Source organism: Pseudoalteromonas sp. MIP2626, from assembly GCF_013414205.1.
In the GTDB taxonomy this organism is placed as follows: Bacteria; Pseudomonadota; Gammaproteobacteria; order Enterobacterales; family Alteromonadaceae; genus Pseudoalteromonas; species Pseudoalteromonas nigrifaciens.
Genome location: NZ_JAATTW010000001.1, coordinates 301270 through 318280 on the forward strand (window position 1 = coordinate 301270; position 17011 = coordinate 318280).

The 17011-nt window shown below is 38.1% G+C and carries 15 protein-coding genes; 4 read left to right on the plus strand and 11 right to left on the minus strand.

Annotated features, from left to right (window positions below; all coding sequences use genetic code 11):
* Positions 1–45 precede the first annotated feature (45 nt).
* From HC000_RS01345 to pyrC, 8 genes are all read right to left on the minus strand, one after another.
* Positions 46–1305, minus strand: coding sequence for a tetratricopeptide repeat protein (locus tag HC000_RS01345; RefSeq protein ID WP_179806722.1), 1260 nt, complete (start codon positions 1303–1305; stop codon positions 46–48).
* A gap of 11 nt (positions 1306–1316) precedes the next feature.
* The gene (locus HC000_RS01350) at positions 1317–1934 is read right to left on the minus strand and encodes an energy transducer TonB (protein WP_089368026.1); all 618 of its coding nucleotides are present in this window, start codon (positions 1932–1934) and stop codon (positions 1317–1319) included.
* Positions 1934–2338 (minus strand): biopolymer transporter ExbD, encoded by a 405-nt coding sequence (locus HC000_RS01355; protein WP_007583867.1) that lies wholly within the window; start codon positions 2336–2338, stop codon positions 1934–1936. The genes HC000_RS01350 and HC000_RS01355 overlap by 1 nt, the downstream gene beginning before the upstream one ends.
* 14 nt (positions 2339–2352) lie before the next feature.
* Complete coding sequence (locus HC000_RS01360; RefSeq protein ID WP_011327873.1) at positions 2353–2877, minus strand: MotA/TolQ/ExbB proton channel family protein; 525 nt, start codon at positions 2875–2877, stop codon at positions 2353–2355.
* Positions 2877–4241 carry a MotA/TolQ/ExbB proton channel family protein gene (locus tag HC000_RS01365; RefSeq protein WP_179806723.1) on the minus strand — a complete coding sequence of 455 codons (1365 nt, stop codon included), beginning with the start codon at positions 4239–4241 and terminating at the stop codon, positions 2877–2879. The genes HC000_RS01360 and HC000_RS01365 overlap by 1 nt, the downstream gene beginning before the upstream one ends.
* Positions 4242–4247: 6 nt before the next feature.
* Positions 4248–5018: a DUF3450 domain-containing protein gene (locus HC000_RS01370; RefSeq protein ID WP_058373057.1), complete on the minus strand. Its 771-nt coding sequence runs from the start codon at positions 5016–5018 to the stop codon at positions 4248–4250.
* Between the two features lie 1453 nt (positions 5019–6471).
* The gene (locus HC000_RS01375; RefSeq protein ID WP_002961702.1) at positions 6472–6675 is read right to left on the minus strand and encodes a cold-shock protein; all 204 of its coding nucleotides are present in this window, start codon (positions 6673–6675) and stop codon (positions 6472–6474) included.
* Between the two features lie 492 nt (positions 6676–7167).
* Positions 7168–8220, minus strand: coding sequence for a dihydroorotase (gene pyrC / locus HC000_RS01380; RefSeq protein ID WP_179806724.1), 1053 nt, complete (start codon positions 8218–8220; stop codon positions 7168–7170).
* Between the two features lie 206 nt (positions 8221–8426).
* Here pyrC and HC000_RS01385 point away from each other — a divergent pair, with 206 nt between their 5' ends.
* The 3 genes from HC000_RS01385 to HC000_RS01395 all read left to right on the plus strand — a co-directional run bounded on the left by HC000_RS01385 (position 8427) and on the right by HC000_RS01395 (position 13018).
* Positions 8427–10796 carry a GGDEF domain-containing protein gene (locus HC000_RS01385; RefSeq protein WP_179806725.1) on the plus strand — a complete coding sequence of 790 codons (2370 nt, stop codon included), beginning with the start codon at positions 8427–8429 and terminating at the stop codon, positions 10794–10796.
* A gap of 516 nt (positions 10797–11312) precedes the next feature.
* A complete protein-coding gene (locus HC000_RS01390; RefSeq protein ID WP_011327866.1) occupies positions 11313–12200 on the plus strand; it encodes a LysR family transcriptional regulator in 888 nt (295 codons plus the stop codon).
* A 53-nt stretch (positions 12201–12253) separates the two neighbouring features.
* Complete coding sequence (locus HC000_RS01395) at positions 12254–13018, plus strand: YdcF family protein (RefSeq protein WP_179806726.1); 765 nt, start codon at positions 12254–12256, stop codon at positions 13016–13018.
* 324 nt (positions 13019–13342) lie between these two features.
* Here the strand turns inward: HC000_RS01395 and HC000_RS01400 are convergent, their stop codons facing one another.
* The 3 genes from HC000_RS01400 to HC000_RS01410 all read right to left on the minus strand — a co-directional run bounded on the left by HC000_RS01400 (position 13343) and on the right by HC000_RS01410 (position 16507).
* Complete coding sequence (locus HC000_RS01400; RefSeq protein WP_179806727.1) at positions 13343–14524, minus strand: MFS transporter; 1182 nt, start codon at positions 14522–14524, stop codon at positions 13343–13345.
* Positions 14525–15051: 527 nt separating this feature from the next.
* Positions 15052–15384 carry a YnfA family protein gene (locus HC000_RS01405; protein WP_179806728.1) on the minus strand — a complete coding sequence of 111 codons (333 nt, stop codon included), beginning with the start codon at positions 15382–15384 and terminating at the stop codon, positions 15052–15054.
* 370 nt (positions 15385–15754) lie between these two features.
* Entirely contained in the window at positions 15755–16507 is a 753-nt protein-coding gene (locus HC000_RS01410; RefSeq protein ID WP_179806729.1) for a Nif3-like dinuclear metal center hexameric protein, read from the minus strand.
* 150 nt (positions 16508–16657) lie between these two features.
* Here HC000_RS01410 and HC000_RS01415 point away from each other — a divergent pair, with 150 nt between their 5' ends.
* Positions 16658–16999 carry a hypothetical protein gene (locus tag HC000_RS01415; protein ID WP_011327857.1) on the plus strand — a complete coding sequence of 114 codons (342 nt, stop codon included), beginning with the start codon at positions 16658–16660 and terminating at the stop codon, positions 16997–16999.
* Positions 17000–17011 lie beyond the last annotated feature (12 nt).

Genomic DNA, 17011 nt, shown 5'->3' on the forward strand with positions numbered 1-17011 from the left:
AAGCCCCATTGGGGCTTTTTATAAATTGCTAATATACATTAAAAATTAAATTTTAACACCGTTGCGAGCGGCTTTATCTTTAATATACGTAGCCCAACCTTTTGCAAACTTACGTGTGCGAGGGTCATCCATAGCTTTAGTAATTGCAGCATGTGCTTGCTTATACTTAGCTTGGTAGTAGTACGCTTCAGCTAAATCTGAATAAATAGTGCCCTTTTTATCAGAGCCTAACTCTAGTGCTTTGTTCAAACGAACAACTGCAGCGCTAAAGTTTTCAGATTGTAAAAGTAACGAACCGGCTTTGCGATAAAGCTCAGCATCGTTATCAAATTTTGCAGCTTCTTCGTAATACTTAGCGGCTTTTTCAATATCTTTTGAACGATGATAGTTACTAGCAATTGCACTGATATTTTGCTTAGTGCGTTGTACTTTTTCTTCTTTAACGCCTTTTTCAAGCGTTAATGCCGCTTTATAAGGTATTTCGTTTAAAGAATAAAAGTTAGCTAGTACTTTGTATTCAACTTCGTTCTCAAAGTAACCGTTTTTGTATGCAACTTCCATAGTTGCAAGGCCTTTTTTGTAGTCTTCAGTTTGTAAGTAATACTTACCTAAGCCTACCCAAGATTTTTTATCATCTGGCCATACACGAACGATTTCTTCTGCAACTTGAACCATATTTTGATACTGTTTTTGTTCAAAATATGAAGCTAACTTAAGTTGATAAGGAGCTTTTGTAGGCTCTTTTTCAAGCTTAATAGCTTTATCTGCAGGTTCTATAACATCCTTAAACTGTTTAAGTTCGTAACTTGCTTGCGCAATACGAGTATAAACTTTCGGATCTTCTTCACCTGTAAAGTCCATCCAATCAGCGTAGGCTTTTTTTGCAGCACTATATTGCTCAGTACCTGCATACATGTCACCTAAGGTTTTTAAACCCTGTGCTTGATCGGCAAAGTTTAATACATCTGGTGCAACCGCTGCTTTCATATACTTAATGGCTGTTTTGTATTGCTCTTTTTGAGCATACATACTACCTAAGTAACGATTTACAGTTGCTTTATCAAAATCGTTAGACGGATCTAACTCTTTAAGTAAAGCAATTGCACCATCAACATCATCTTCATTATACAAGTCAAACGCTTTAATTACCTTTTTACCAGTACGCTCGCCCATGATTTTAGTTTTTGCTTTTTTACGCTCTTCTATTTTTGCGTAATTTGGCGCCGCTAAAACAGGTGCAGTCAAAGCTGCACCCGACACAGACATAAGAATTGCAAGAGCAGTTACTTTAGATAAATTTCTCATTACTCGCCTCCTTAGTTGCCTTGGTTAAGTTTAAAGTCTAATTGAACTTGTAAACCAACTTGTCTTTGTGGCTTACCATCAATAATTTTAGGACGGTACTTCCACTTGCGCAATGCACGTTTAGCTTCACGGTCAAAGATACGTTTCGGGTCAGCGTCAATTACATCAACGTCAACCACGCCACCTAACTCATCGATAGTGAACGAAAGTTGAACCCAACCTTCTCTACCATCACGTGCTGCTTGCGTTGGATATTTTGGTTCAATACGAACGATAGGTGTCGCATCACCATCTCGTCCAAATGCACCCGGACCACTTAGTCCACCTGCCGTGCTTCCCACATCGATGCTTGGCATATTAAATGACAATCCACCAGGATTAGGGTTGTTATTTTCCGGCTGTGGCGGCTGCGGTTTAGGCGGCTGCTTAGGCGGTGGAGGAGGAGGAGGCGGAACACGCCTTCTTTCCTGCACCTTAGATTCAGGCGGATTCGTCATTATTTCGACTATGATCTGCTCTTTTTGTTCAGTATTACGGTCAGCCCCACCAGAGATGAGGAATGCCATGAAGTAGAACAAGCCGAAAGTAACTGCCCCACCTGCAATCAGTGAAAACAGAAAACGAATCATTACTGATCTCCAGCGATTGAAATTCTTAGGTTATCACCCGTCGCTTTAATCTGGTCCATCACTTTAACTACCGTGCCGTGCTTAGCTTCTTTATCAGCTTGTATAATCACAACTTCGGTAGGTTGCTCTGCTAATAAACTTTCAATTTTTGCTGAAATACGTTCAACATCAATTTGTTGTTTATCAACCCAGATTTCGCCGTTACTACGTATAGCAATAAAAATGTTAGCATTTTTTTGCTTAGTAGCTTGGGCAGCTTTTGGTTTATTGACCTCGATACCAGCCTCTTTAACGAACGATGTAGTTACGATAAAGAAAATAAGCATGATAAATACGATGTCAAGCATCGGCGTCATATCGACCGCTGCTTCTTCTTCTTCACGAAAACGTTGTTTACGTGCCATATTTAATTCTCTCTCTAGTGATGAGGCATGTTATCTACAAGTTTGGCTTTCACCATTTTAGCTTTTGTCTCAAGACGTGAGCTAAAAAACACTCCAGATAGTGCCGCAACCATTCCAGCCATTGTTGGGATTGTTGCCATTGAAATACCTGATGCCATTAATCGTGCATTACCAGTACCTTGACTAGCCATGGTTTCGAAAACCGAAATCATACCCGTAACAGTACCTAACAAACCTATTAAAGGACAAACAGCTACTAATGTTTTAATCAACAACATACGCTGATCTAATTTTTCAGACGCTTCAGAAATCCATGCTTCACGGATTCTGTGTGCGTACCAAGACGTAGTGTCTTGGCGGGCATCCCACTTTGCAATAATTTCTTGCGATAAACGCGGAAACTCTGCAAGTAAGAACCAATAGCGCTCAATCATTAAAACCCACATCAGAAAGAGTGCTATCGCGACCACGTATAAAACCTGGCCGCCTGTGCCAACAAAATCCCTGATAGATTCCCATATCTCCATCAGGACTAGCATTAGGCTTTCTCCTTCTCCGCGTGAGTCGCAACGATACCTGCGCTTTGCTCATCTAGGATGTGTAATACCGACTTACTACGACCAGCTACAAGTGCGTGAAGTAGAATTAGTGGTAGTGCAGCAATTAGACCTAGCGCTGTAGTTACAAGTGCTAGAGAGATATTACCAGCCATAATCTTCGGATCGCCCGTACCGAACAATGTGATTGTTTGGAACGTTAATATCATACCGATTACTGTACCTAGTAGACCAAGTAATGGTGCGATGGCAGCAAGGATCTTGATAATGTTGATACCAGCTTCGATGCGTGGCGTTTCACGAAGAATCGCTTCATCAAGTTTAAGCTCAAGGTTTTCAACATCTTGATTCTTGTTGTCATGGTACACTTTAAGAATACGACCCAATGGGTTATTTGTATTCGGTGTAGCAACATTTTTAAGTTGGCTCTTAATTTTGCTTGTAGTAAGCGTAAGGTCAACAAAACGGATTAGAGTAATTAACATACCTAAAGCTAACAACGCAGTAATTATGTAACCTACTACGCCACCTTGATGGAAGTATTCCATAAGTGTTGCTTTTTGAGTGTTAATACGCAAAATCGCGCCACGTGTTGGATCCACATATACACCAGCATAGTTGTCAGGTGATGTTTTTTCAAGGTCAGTAATACCGTCTAAAATGTAGCTATCAGGCTGCTTACCAAGTGGTTGAATCGACTTAGTTTCTGGTGAATAAATTAAGTAACCGTCGTCTGTAACTAAGTTAAAGTTACCAATACGTGTTACTTTCTTCATTGACGGGTTACCGTCAAGACCAGCAACTTCAGTTTCAAAAGTAGAAACTTTAGCAGACTCAGTCATTTCAGTTTGAAGTGAAATCCAAAGCTCTTCTAACTCACGAACTGTAGGAAGCTCTTTAGCCGCAGCTAATGAACGTAATACTTCAGCACGACCTGGCTTTTCAGCACTTACTAATGACGCTTCGATAGAACCGATAGCATCTTGAGCTGCACGACGTACAACACCAAACATTTCACCAAGTGTACCTTGAGCATTTTGTAGTGCTTGCTCTTTCTCAGCTAGGGTGTTTTCGTTTTGTGCATATTCTTTAGTTAAACGATCGCCACGTGACTTTTCAGCAACTAATTGGCTTTTCGCTTTATTAAGTAATGATTGCTTGTCAGCACGTTCTGATAAGAACTCTTGCTCACGTTGCTTATTGATTTTACCTTCAGAGATACGCTCTTGCTTTACTTGCTCAAGAATTTTATCTAATGCATTCGTATTTGCGTGTGCATTAAGCGCGGTACCTGCAGAAACAGTTAGTACTGCTGCAACAGCAAAACCTTTAAATAGTTTCTTCATTATTGATTACTCCGCGCCAAAAATTGGTAGTTTAACAAGTTCTAGTGTCGCTTGCTTACGTGCCATACGGATCACTTCTTTAACAGATTTTAGGTATTCTTCACCTAATTCTTTCCACTGTTTAGTGTTGTTATCCCAAACCCAAGCATGTTTTAAGTCAAAAGACTGTGCAACATAAGTAATACGACCTAAACGACCGATATCAACGTTAATGCTACGGCCATCAACATCAAGTGTACCTTGTGAAGCATTTACAGCTGAGCTGTATGATGTTTCTACTGTGTAAGCTTCAAGTACTTGACGGAATTTCTCAGACGTTGTTACAGAAGAAGAAGACATGATTTCACGTAATCTTTCAACACGACCTAAGCGCGTTTCAAGATTAAATGGAACGTCCGCTTTGATGAATTGCTCAAGCGTATCGATCATGCGATACATCAGAGGCACAACGTTTTGTTTAGTGTTATCAATAGTTGCTATTTGACGGTCAAACGATTCAATAGACGCGTTTTGGTCATCAACCAAACGTGCTACGTGATCGTTGTACACTTTCATAAGTTCAGTCTCATCAACGATGCTACGGTACTCAGCTATTAGCTCTTGAGTTTGACCATATACATTGTCAATTTTAGTTTGAGACTTAACTGCAGCCTTTTGAATTTGCTGACCTGCTTGTTGCACGTCATTCAAAGGATCTGCAATCACATTGCTGCTTGCAAATGCAAATGCGCCAACCAACGCAGTTGCTACAAGACTCTTTCTGATTTTAACAGACATAGTTCCCAACCAATTAAGTAATGTTACTTTTATAATTTAATTATCAACCTACAAGAGGAAGACAACCCTGATATCTTTTAATAGATATCAACCTTTCAATAATGCTAAATGCAGTAAGTCATGTCAACTTGATGTTTAGCATTACCTGTAAATAAATATGCATATGAACTAGTTATTTAATATACCAACCTGACAATATTAACATTATTGCAACCACTTTACCGCAAATACTTTCATGAAACCCTTTTGTAATAACAACATTCATAATTAACAACTTAAAAGTAAACATTATTATAACATTTAATATTAACTATTTAGAGACTAAAAAAAAAATATAAATAACCTTCTATTATTTTATCTTTAACAATTTTTGAGCGTTTTATACACGAAACACATTTGTATCATAGAGAATCTACAACTCACTCCATAATAATTACTGTGTACTATATTATAAAAAACTAGTCATAAAGGTAGAATTAAAACAATAAATACGGTTCATCTATTTTTTAAAATATAAAAAATAATATAAAGCATTACCGCCCTATTAGCACAATGTTTATATTCAGTGTTTGCTGCTAAAACTGTATCTGTAAGCTTATTTTAGGGTAGTTGATAATTACTACAGACCTTAAGGCAATAATATTAATATGCTTAATTAAAAGAGTTGTTTAATGGTGAGCTGGTTTCTTGCTCTTAATGAAGGTTTTATATTTTGTTGCTATGAAATATTACTTCGCAACCACTTCTTCCTTATTACGTACGTGCAGTGACTAAAAATAATGTTTAACGCAGCTAATGAGCATTTAATTCAATAGCCTGATTATTTTTTATTAATTTAAAATGATGTGAATTGATTTAACACTGCATTAAAGCTAAACCTAAGGACTGCTTACCCCTTAAACTATGGGCTGATAATCTGTCATACCCTGTTGTCACTGTCGCGCCTTAGTACGCTTGCAGCACGTATATACGCATCTTACATGCGTTCACAAGTTACTTTTAATACCCTTAATGACCTTGTAGCAAACTTCTTAAAGCTGGTTTAAATTCAGTGGGAGTTAAATAGCAAGGGGATTTAAATTAATAGCTGCCTTTTATAAGCTACTTTCAACACAGCGTATAAACTATTTAATAAGCTAGAATGGCCATATTTTAAATTGGGTTAGTATTAGTATTAAACTTTATATCCCATGATTAGCTGTGTTTGTGGTTTTTTAACCACAAATAGCAAATACAAAAAGGGTGATTTTATTTATTGAGTGATGGTGTTTTTACTAATACGAATTATTAAAATAATATATGACTGCATAGTGTTTAAACTGGTAAGTGATAATTAAAATATTTTGAGGTAATTATTTTGATTTTATTTGCGGGAGTGTGGATTATTTAAAAAGAAAATTATGGTGAAACAGTAGCCTGTTTCACCACGTTGAACGAAGGTTCACATAATAAATTATGCTGCTTCTACGTTCTCAGCTTCAGGGCCTTTTTGACCTTGCTTGATGCTGAATGTCACTGCTTGACCTTCGCTAAGAGTGCGAAAACCAGAACCAGTGATTGCGCTGAAATGTACAAACACGTCAGGACCATTTTCTTGTTCAATGAAACCAAAGCCTTTAGCTTCGTTGAAAAACTTTACTTTACCAGTAACCGACATACTAAATTTTCCTGTAAGTCAATAATTAAAATTCAGCCATATTATTATGGCAATATCCTCCTTGAATCAATGCTCAAAAATATGGAGGTACAGTACAGGAAGAAGTAATAACCAAACCGGTAACCTTAAACGCAGCACAACATCCGTAAATTCATTAGGCAAAAACTCAAAGCAAGTTAAGATTAGCACATTAAATTTTATTTCGCTCTATTAATTAGAAAATATTTATCAATAATGCGTTGTTTCTGATTTTTTTTCTTAAACGGTTAATTTAAAAGCAAATAAATATAGATTTTATCCTGTAATTGTCACCTTGCTGGCAATACTATTAAACGCTTTAGTATTTTCTATAATCATCTAACAATAAATCTAAAGCGCTTTTCTAAAATTACCAGCTGATTCTACCTAAACTTTAAACTCCGTTTAAAAAATGAAAAAGCCGCTTAGCTTAGATAAACGGCTTTAAAATTTTAGGTCCTTTAGGCAACCAAGCTACTTAACTTGCCAGTCAATTGTATCTTCTGCCTTTATAGGTACTACTTGTGAGTCGCCAAGCGTATAACTTGCAGGCACTTGCCACGGGCTTCTTTCTAAAGTAATGGTGTCTTTATTACGTGCAAGGCCATAAAAGTCTGGGCCAAAAAAGCTTGCAAAGCCTTCTAGCTTGTCTAGTTTACCGGCACCTTCAAATGCCTCTGCGTATAACTCAATAGCAGCATGTGCGGTATAAGCTCCTGCACAACCACACGCAGCTTCTTTTTTATCTTTATAATGAGGCGCAGAGTCAGTACCTAAAAAGAATTTTTTATTACCACTTACTGCAGCAGCCATTAAAGCCTGTTGGTGAATATTACGCTTTAAAATAGGTAAGCAGTAATAATGAGGGCGAATGCCCCCTGCTAGCATATGGTTGCGATTGTAAAGTAAATGATGAGCAGTGATTGTTGCTGCAACATTATCCGGCGCATTGGTTACAAACTCTACCGCATCTTTGGTTGTAATATGCTCAAGTACTATTTTTAGCTCAGGAAAGTCAGCTACTACGTCACCTAAAATCGTTTCGATAAATATTTTTTCACGGTCAAAAATATCTATAGACGAATCTGTCACCTCACCGTGTATTAACAGCAGCATGCCTACGTCTTGCATTGCAGCTAAAACAGGGTAAATATTTTTAATTGAGGTAACACCTGAATCTGAGTTTGTTGTAGCACCTGCCGGATATAGTTTTGCTGCAACTATTTTGCCGGTAGCTTTGGCTTTTTTTATTTCATCTGGGGTTGTTTTATCTGTAAGGTATAGCACCATTAAAGGCTCAAATTTGCCTTGTGGACCTGCAGCCATTATACGTTCCCTGTAAGCTAATGCCGTATCTGTGCAGGTTGCTGGCGGCATTAAGTTAGGCATAATAATTGCGCGGCCCATATAACGGCTAATATCACGAACCGTGTCTTTTAATTGATCGCCATCACGTAAATGTACGTGCCAATCATCTGGTCTGGTAATAGTGAGTGTTGCTGCAGAGTCTGTATTTTTAACGGTCATGAGTTGGTCCCTAAGCTAAATTTATCCGATCATAGGCATAGGACGTTTTCGAGTAAAGATCTTATTATAAATAATCAACCTGCGTAGCGCTGCAATTAAACTTTACAGTTAGCATAAAGCAATTATCATTTTGTTTTGTGGGAAAGTTAATACCATGTTAAATTAGTACCCGTATTTATACTTAACTAAGAACCACATTATTTGCTATGCCTAACAAAGTAGATACCACTACAGCGCTCGAAGTTAAAACCGATCAGCTGAGTATAATTAATCAGTTCTCCTCAAGCTTACTGCAATTAGATACGCTTGATGAGCTATTTGAATATGTAACTACCCAAGTAATTAATAGGCTTGGCTTTGTTGATTGTGTTATTTATCTTGCTGATACTGCCAATTTAACGCTTATTCAAGCCGCTTCTATGGGCGTTGCCAGTGAGCGCAAAGAATATCAAGCACAGCGAAAAGTGATCCGCTTTGATGAAGGTATCACCGGCCATGTAGCAACCACAGCTAAAGCAATCATGATTGGCGATGTAACCAAAGATAGCCGCTATATTGCTGATGAGCGCCCTGCTCAATCTGAAATATGTGTTCCGCTTATATACAAGGATCATGTTTTAGGGGTTATAGATTGTGAGCACCCAATTAAAAATTATTTTACTAACTCGCACCTCGAAATACTCACCACGGTTGCTCATTTATTAAGTGCCAAAATAAACCAAGTTAATACAGTAAACAGCTTACAAACAACGGTTTTACAATTAAATAATGCCCAAAAGTTAGAAAATAGCCTGCTGCAAATTGCAAACTTAACTTATAAAGCTAAAAATTTAGACGTTTTCTTTGAATCACTGCATTTAATTATTGATAGTTTACTGCCTGCTGATAACTTTTTTATAGCGCTATACGATAAACAAATTGACGTGTTAGATATTGTTTATATTGTTGAGGAAGGTATTAAAACCAACAGCCATCAAAAAATTTCAAAAGAGCAATTAAAAGACACTGCCTCGTATTATTTACTAGTTACAGAGCAATCTTTACTGCTCACTAATAGTGAGTTTTTACACCATGTAGAACAACAACATTTTAAAATGGTGGGTAGGCGAGCAGAATCTTGGTTGGGTGTCCCATTTAGGGTCAACGATCGCCATAGCGGCGTTATAGTAGTGCAAAGTTACGATAAAGCGTTACATTACAGCCAACACGATAATGCGCTGCTAACCTATGTTAGCCGGCAAATAAGTATGGCGATTGACCGCCAATTAGCTCGCCAAGAATTAGAGCACCGCGCCCTGCACGATGATCTTACTGGCCTAGCTAATCGCTCATTACTTATTGAGCGAATTAAGCATGCTATTTTACGCCTTGCAAGAGTAAAAAAAGGCACTAGTCACGCGTTACTCTATTTAGATTTTGATCGATTTAAAAGTATTAATGACTCACTTGGTCATGAAGTTGGTGATCACTTTTTAATAAAAATATGCCAACTAATTAAAGGCACAGTACGCAATACCGACACATTTTCACGCTTAGGCGGGGATGAGTTTGCTATTTTTATGGAAAACATCACTCACCGCAATCAGGTAACCGATGCACTCAAACGCATACAACTTGCTCTTTCAAAGCCAATTAATATTGACGGACACCTATTACAAGCATCTACAAGTATTGGCGTAGCATTTAGTGATAACGAAAGCGACAAAGCCTATATTTTATTGCAACAAGCTGATGCAGCTATGTACGAAGCTAAATCGACAGGACGCGGACAAGTTAAGCTATTTAATAATATTATGCGTAAAAAGCTTAAAACACATGCCGATATTGAAAACGACTTACAACACGGTATAGAGCACAATGAGTTTGAGCTGTATTTTCAGCCTATATTTACCATTGCAACATGTGAAGTAATCGGTTTTGAAGCACTTGTTCGTTGGCATCATCCCAGTAAAGGGTTTGTACCGCCAAATGACTTTATTCAAATTGCTGAAAAAACCGGGCAAATAATTAATTTAGACTTACATTTATTAGATTTAGCCGCACAACAAATTAGCACTTGGCATCAACAAGGACACAGATTTTTAAAAGTCACCGTTAATGTATCGTCTCGTCACTTTGCCAGTTTAGATTTTGTGGCACAAATTCACGCTATTTATAATAAATATCAGCTCCCGCTGGGATCTTTGTGTTTAGAAATTACAGAGTCGGGATTAATCGAAAATTTAGACTTAGCTACGCAAATAATTGAAGGCTTATCGCCATTAAAAGTAAAGCTTTGCCTTGATGACTTTGGTACAGGTTACTCAGCGCTTGGTTACTTGCATCAGCTACCTATTCATATTTTAAAAATAGATAAGAGCTTTATTGATCACTTACATGACTCAGCCAACCCACTCGTTGATGCTATTTTGTCGCTAGCAATATCACTTAATCTTGCAGTGGTTGCTGAGGGGATTGAAACTGCTGAGCAACTCGCTATTTTACAAACTACGCAGTGCAATTACGGGCAAGGCTATTTAAAATCAAAACCGGTAACAGCCCAAGAAGCTATTTTACTAATCGACGCCCCACTATAATAAAAAAGCCAGCTAATTATTGCTGGCTTATTTTTACGATTATTTTTATATAAGTAATATACGTAAGCTACATTTTTAAGGTGTAGATCTAACCTTTAACTCATCACGCAGCTCTTTGGTTGTTTTAACCATGTTGGTAAGTGCTTGTCCCATGATCTGGTTTTAAACCACAATCTGGATTTATCCATGCAATACTAGGCATCTTAGCTGTATTAATATCCTAATACACTTGGTCAGTGTCATTCGGGTAATCAACATTTAAAACCTTTGTAATAAATCCATGCTCGCCCACAATATTTTTAGTAATTACACCAAAACCCAACATGAGCTAAACTCATGCAAAATCCATCAAATCTATTTTAAAATGACTTTCATGATTAAAAAACTTAATGTTAAGCATAGAGGTTACTAATAAAACACAATTAACAGCCTTCTAGACGTTGAAACGTTTTTTGTAAAAGCGTAATATGTGCTTACTCTGAGTTAAACTCACCTTTTTCATGAGAATTTTTAAAGATGATTGGTCTTAAACACTTAAAAACCATTGCTACCTTAAAAGAAACGGGATCTTTGGTTAATACCGCACGTGAGTTATTTTTAACGCAATCGGCTTTATCACATCAAATCAAAGATTTAGAGAACAAATTAGACTGCCAATTGTTCGAGAGAAAAACCCAACCAGTACGATTTACCCCCCAGGGTATGCTATTACTTGAATTAGCCCACGAAATATTACCAAAAGTAGAAGCAACCAAGTGCCGCTTAAAAGAAAGTTTAAACCAGCCTATTTCACAAATGCGCTTAAGTGTTGAATGCCATGCGTGCTTTCATTGGTTACTGCCAACAATTAAAGAATTTAATAATTTTTGGCCCGATATAAAAATTGATTACGAACGCGGTTTTAGCTACGACGCTATTCCTGATTTATTAAGTGATGAACTAGACCTAGTGCTCACCTCAGATATACGCGAACCCGACCAGCTAGAATACGCCCATTTATTCGACTTTAAATTAAAGCTCATTGTTGCCCCCGACCATGATCTTGCTAAAAAAGCCTATGTAACGGCGCTTGATTTAAAAAACGAAACTATTATTTCCTACCCTATTCCGCGTGAACGCCAAGATATTTTTAAACACTTTATTCAAAATGCCCGTTTTGATGGCACACTTAAAACAGTTGACCAGGGGTTACTTATTTTTCAACTCGTTAGTGCGGGTATGGGCGTGGCTGCATTACCCGACTGGCTGGTTACACCTTACGAAAGCCAAGGATTAATTAAGTCAATTCCGCTAGGAGCATTAGGATTAACTCGCCCTATGTATTTAGCGATGAAAAAAGAAATGAAAGACAACCCTGTTTATCGTCACTTTTTAAATACCTGTAAGTTAAATAACGGTCGATAAACACCTTACACATGAGTAATATAAAGCTAACTTAGCTTTTTATATTACTCATTATGTTTGCCATTAAAAAATTACTGGGTGGTTTATTAATGCCACTGCCTTTATTGGGTCTATTTGCACTTATTATGCTGCTTTTGGCATTTAGAGGTAAAAGGCCTGCTTTGCTTTTATCTTTTATAAGCTTAGCGACGCTGCTTTTACTCAGCACACCGCTGGTTGCTAACCTAATTATAAAAAATAACGAGCCAGCCGCACTGGCATTTAACTCATTAAAACAGCCAAAAATTGATAAAATAGTCGTACTCGGTTGCGACATTAACCCCAACACGGCTTTAAGTGCTAATAACCAACTTGGCAACTGCGCACTTACTCGTTTAGTCGAAGGCATAAAGCTAGCCAAACTCTACCCAAATGCACAACTTATTGTATCGGGCGGCGGATACCAAAAAGTTACTAATAGTAGCTTAATGTACAAAACAGCAATAAGTTTAGGTATTAATAAAAATCGCTTAGTGCAAAACCCAGCTGCTATGGATACCGCAGCCGAAGCAAAGTTATTAGCCCCCATATTAGTTGACTATAAAGTGGCATTGGTTACTTCTGTTTTACATATGCCGCGTGCAAAAGACTTATTTACCGCCCAAGGCGTTGAGGTAATAACAGCGGCAACTGACTATCATAACTTTGCTGTATTGCCTTGGCACAAACAACTCGTACCAAATGCCCAAGCTTTGCATGTAGTAACACAATACGGCCATGAAGTAGTGGGTAAAGCGTGGATCAGCATGCGCCGCTGGACAGACCCAGAAGCACTTTAACGTAAGTGCAGCGCCGTTATTACAAAAAGTGTATCAAACCGGATTACTTAAATAAGTGTCCGGTTTTATTAATTTATAACTCTTTTCGCCAGTTATAAGTGTCGTACATTCTGTCAGTGAGCGGCATAGCATCCCAAAAAATCACGCGTGTTAGTCCACTTACCGATGACGGCTTTGATTACTTTGTTAGCCAACAAGAAGTGATTTTACATCGCGCTTAGAGTCAAATTCAAAATGCCAAAGCAGGTAAATAGAGCTCTCAATCTAGGCCCTTTTACTGCATAAACAAGCTACAACTGTCATTTTCGGTATCTGTAAGTTTTTCTAAAACGCCTTACTTAAAGTCTTTTTCGCAAAAAATGCGATGATAATACCCGGAATAGATAAAACAACGGCAAAGTACACCAAGCTCATCGGGGAGTAATTCCCCAGCAGCAGCCCAGCAACAGAAGATGCGATCATAACGGATAAATTAAATACCGATGACTGAACTGAAGTAGCAACATCTTTGGCATTTTTTACCTGCCTGCTAACCGCTGCTTGCATTAAAGTGACTAATGGACCAAACGAAAGACCCCATATAAAAAAAGAAAAATGCCCTATGCCCTTAACTTTGCCAAATATGAGTAATGTGAGCATAGCAATAATAAGTAATGCAAACATGGTGATTGTTAATAGCCGCAGGTATTTATCGATAAGTTTTATAGCTAAAAAAACAGAAATCATCGAACCTACACCAAAAAACAATAAAGCACTTTCAATCCCACCCGCTAAACCAATTTCCTCAACCAGGCTTGTAATGTACACATAAGCACCATAATGTGCGGTTACACCAAGCAAGGTAAGCACAAGAATAACTAGTACAGCTGGATTTGTTAATACCGCAAAAGGTGAGGAGCTTTTGGTCAGCTTTTCACCGGGCGCTGAAGGCAAAGCAAAAAAGCTAATAACTGCAATAGCAATAATAACCAGCCCAAAGCCAGTAAACTCACTTCGCCAACCATATTCATTGCCAATAGTGGTCATTATGGGCATACCAATACTAATTCCCAGCGTGGTGCCTGCCATAATAACCGCAATAGCCTTACCATGATGTTCCTCATCTACCAGTCGCATACCGTAGGCTGCAATCATTGGCCACATCACACCTGCACAAATGCCTCCGATAATCCTAAGAAAAATAATAACGTTATAATTATCAATCAGCCCAACCACAATGTTTGAAACAGCAAAGCCACTCAATAAAAGCAGTAGCAAGTGCTTACGATTAAATTGCATGGTCATTGAAATGAGCGGAATTGCAAATATCGCTGACGCAATGGCGTAGTAACCCACTAAATTACCTGTTTGCATTTCACTAATATTAAGATCGGCCATCATTAAAGGCATAACACCTGAGGGCATCAACTCCGACAGTATTCCTACAAAGGTCACTGACGACATTAAGATCATAATCAGCCAAGGGAAAAAGCTAGCGTTTTTTTGAGAAATATTTTCAGTGCTCATAGTTTTTATCGGTTCTTAACTTTTAAATTTATTGGCTTGGATGTGGCCAGATTAAGTATGTGGTGAAAACAGCTATTGAGTTGCAGTAAAGCCCATTTGTTACTCTATAAACACTACAGTCGCATACTCTTCAACTAGTGGTTGATAATTAAACACAACCCCATTTGCTTTCATTATCTCATAGTCTCGCCAGAAATCGTTGGTCTGTAAAATAGCAAAACACACCCAGACTTGGTAACCAACAGCTTGTGCCTGCTCGTTTTCGATCCTTGAGCCAAAAGTAAATTCGTGTCATTAGCATTTAAAAACAAACCTAAACTCAGCATTTCCTGCCGCCTAAATCAGTATTTCCGAGGAGTATAAGTTGAAGTTTCTTAGTATAAAACTAAATAGCATAGTCGTAGTTCTCAACAATTAGAGCTACATTTTTAATGTGCGGTTGAACTGATTTAGACCTGATAATTTACGAATATATGCAGTTTTTTTAACTACGCTGTAATTACAACCTATTACCTCAGGTACTGTTGTTATACGCTACGTGGAGCAAACATAATGATAGCCATACCCACAAGTGCTACACCGGAACCCACCAGATCCCATGTAATTGGACGAATACCATCAACAATCCACAACCACAAAATAGCCATAAAAATATACACGCCACCATAAGCGGCATAAACCCTACCCGAAGCGGCTGGGTGTAACGACAATAACCAAGCAAATAGTGCCAGGCTAAGGGCTGCAGGAACCAGTAACCAAACCGATTTCCCCTCGCGCAACCAAAGGTATGGTAAGTAACAGCCTATTATTTCTGCCAAGGCAGTAATTAAAAAAAGACTAAATATTTTTATTTCGCTCAAAAGTGACTCCTATCATTACTTATATTCGAGACTCTGAAGCTTCTAGTTATAGAAAAAGCCTTCAAACACTAAGCCCTAAAACGCGATAGCTGCTTAAATATAAAATAGTTTTTAATATTAATAGCTTAATTTTAAACTGTTACTTTGCATGTAGTAAAAACTCCACAGCCGCAACGTTCACTAACACATGTATTAATACGGTTTTTGCGTTATTTACCAAAACCATGGCAGCTAATGATGAGCCTCATCTCTTTATAAATAATTTCTCAATGCATTAGCCATTAGCTAATTAATCACCTAGCTGCTACTTAACTTTATATAGCAGCTAGGTAGCTAATGATGATTCTGTATGTATTACATTTTCAACTATTTATACTGGGTTATCTATGTCAATAAATGTGACGTCAAAACCATGCTCTTGAGCGAGCAGCTCGCCTAATGCTTTAATGCCGTAGCGTTCTGTGGCGTGGTGCCCTGCGGCAAAAAAGTCAATATTCTGCTCGCGCGAGCTATGAATAGTTTGCTCCGACGCTTCGCCGGTTAAATAGGCGTCAAGGCCCTGCTCTGCAGCTAGGTCAATGTAACCTTGCCCGCCACCTGTGCATAACCCAATTGTCTCTATTTTATCGGTTCGTACTAAACTGCTCAGTGGTGTTCTGTTTAACACTTGGGCTATTTTATTGGCAAACTCTTCACCCGTTAACGGTGTTTTTAAACGCCCTTTCATCGCTACGCTGTTTGCAACAGGCTCTAAACCCGCCTCAATTTCAATATCTAGCAGCAGTGCTAATTGTGCGTTATTACCTAGTACCGGATGTATATCGAGCGGTAAATGATAAGCAAATAAGTTAATGTCATTTGCTAACAACGCACCAATGCGGCGTTTTTTCATACCTGTAATTGGTTGCGATTCGCCTTTCCAAAAGTACCCATGGTGCACTAATATTGCATCAGCATTTTTTTCTATTGCAGCATCGATCAGTGCTTGGCTTGCAGTAACACCAGTAATTATGGTTTTAATTTCATTTTTGCCTTCAACTTGTAGGCCATTTGGGCAGAAATCATTAATTGTGTGGGGTTTTAAAATGTCATTTAACAGCTGGTTAAATTCTCGACGTTGCATACAAGTTACCTTACTTAACACTGAATTTTGTGCAAATTTTGGCTGTTTATGGGCTAAAATGGAAGGAAAATCGCAAAAAATTGAAAAACACTTTTAAAATAGGTATAAATAGGACTTCTTTATCTGTGTTAACAACGTATAGGGTCTCTAATGAGCAAACTAGACAAAACAGCAGTGTTATCTGCCTTTGAATCAGCGTATGAAGCTGCCAACGGTAAAAAACCTGAAATCACTACAAAACCAGGCTGGTACAGCATCGATGGCGGAAAAAACCTACGCCTAGCTGATGTAGCAGAGTTAACTAAAAAGTTAACTTCTGGCAAAACTGCTAAAACGAAAAAAACTAAAGTGGCTGCGCCTGCTAAAGCACAGAAAAAAGCACCATTTACTGTTGTTACCGAAAATGAAGACGGTTACACAGCTGAAGAGTTTTGGATTGTAGAATTAGCGCGTAAAGAGCACGACTGTCGTTTACCGCGCGGTGTTGTTTAACAACCTAATTTG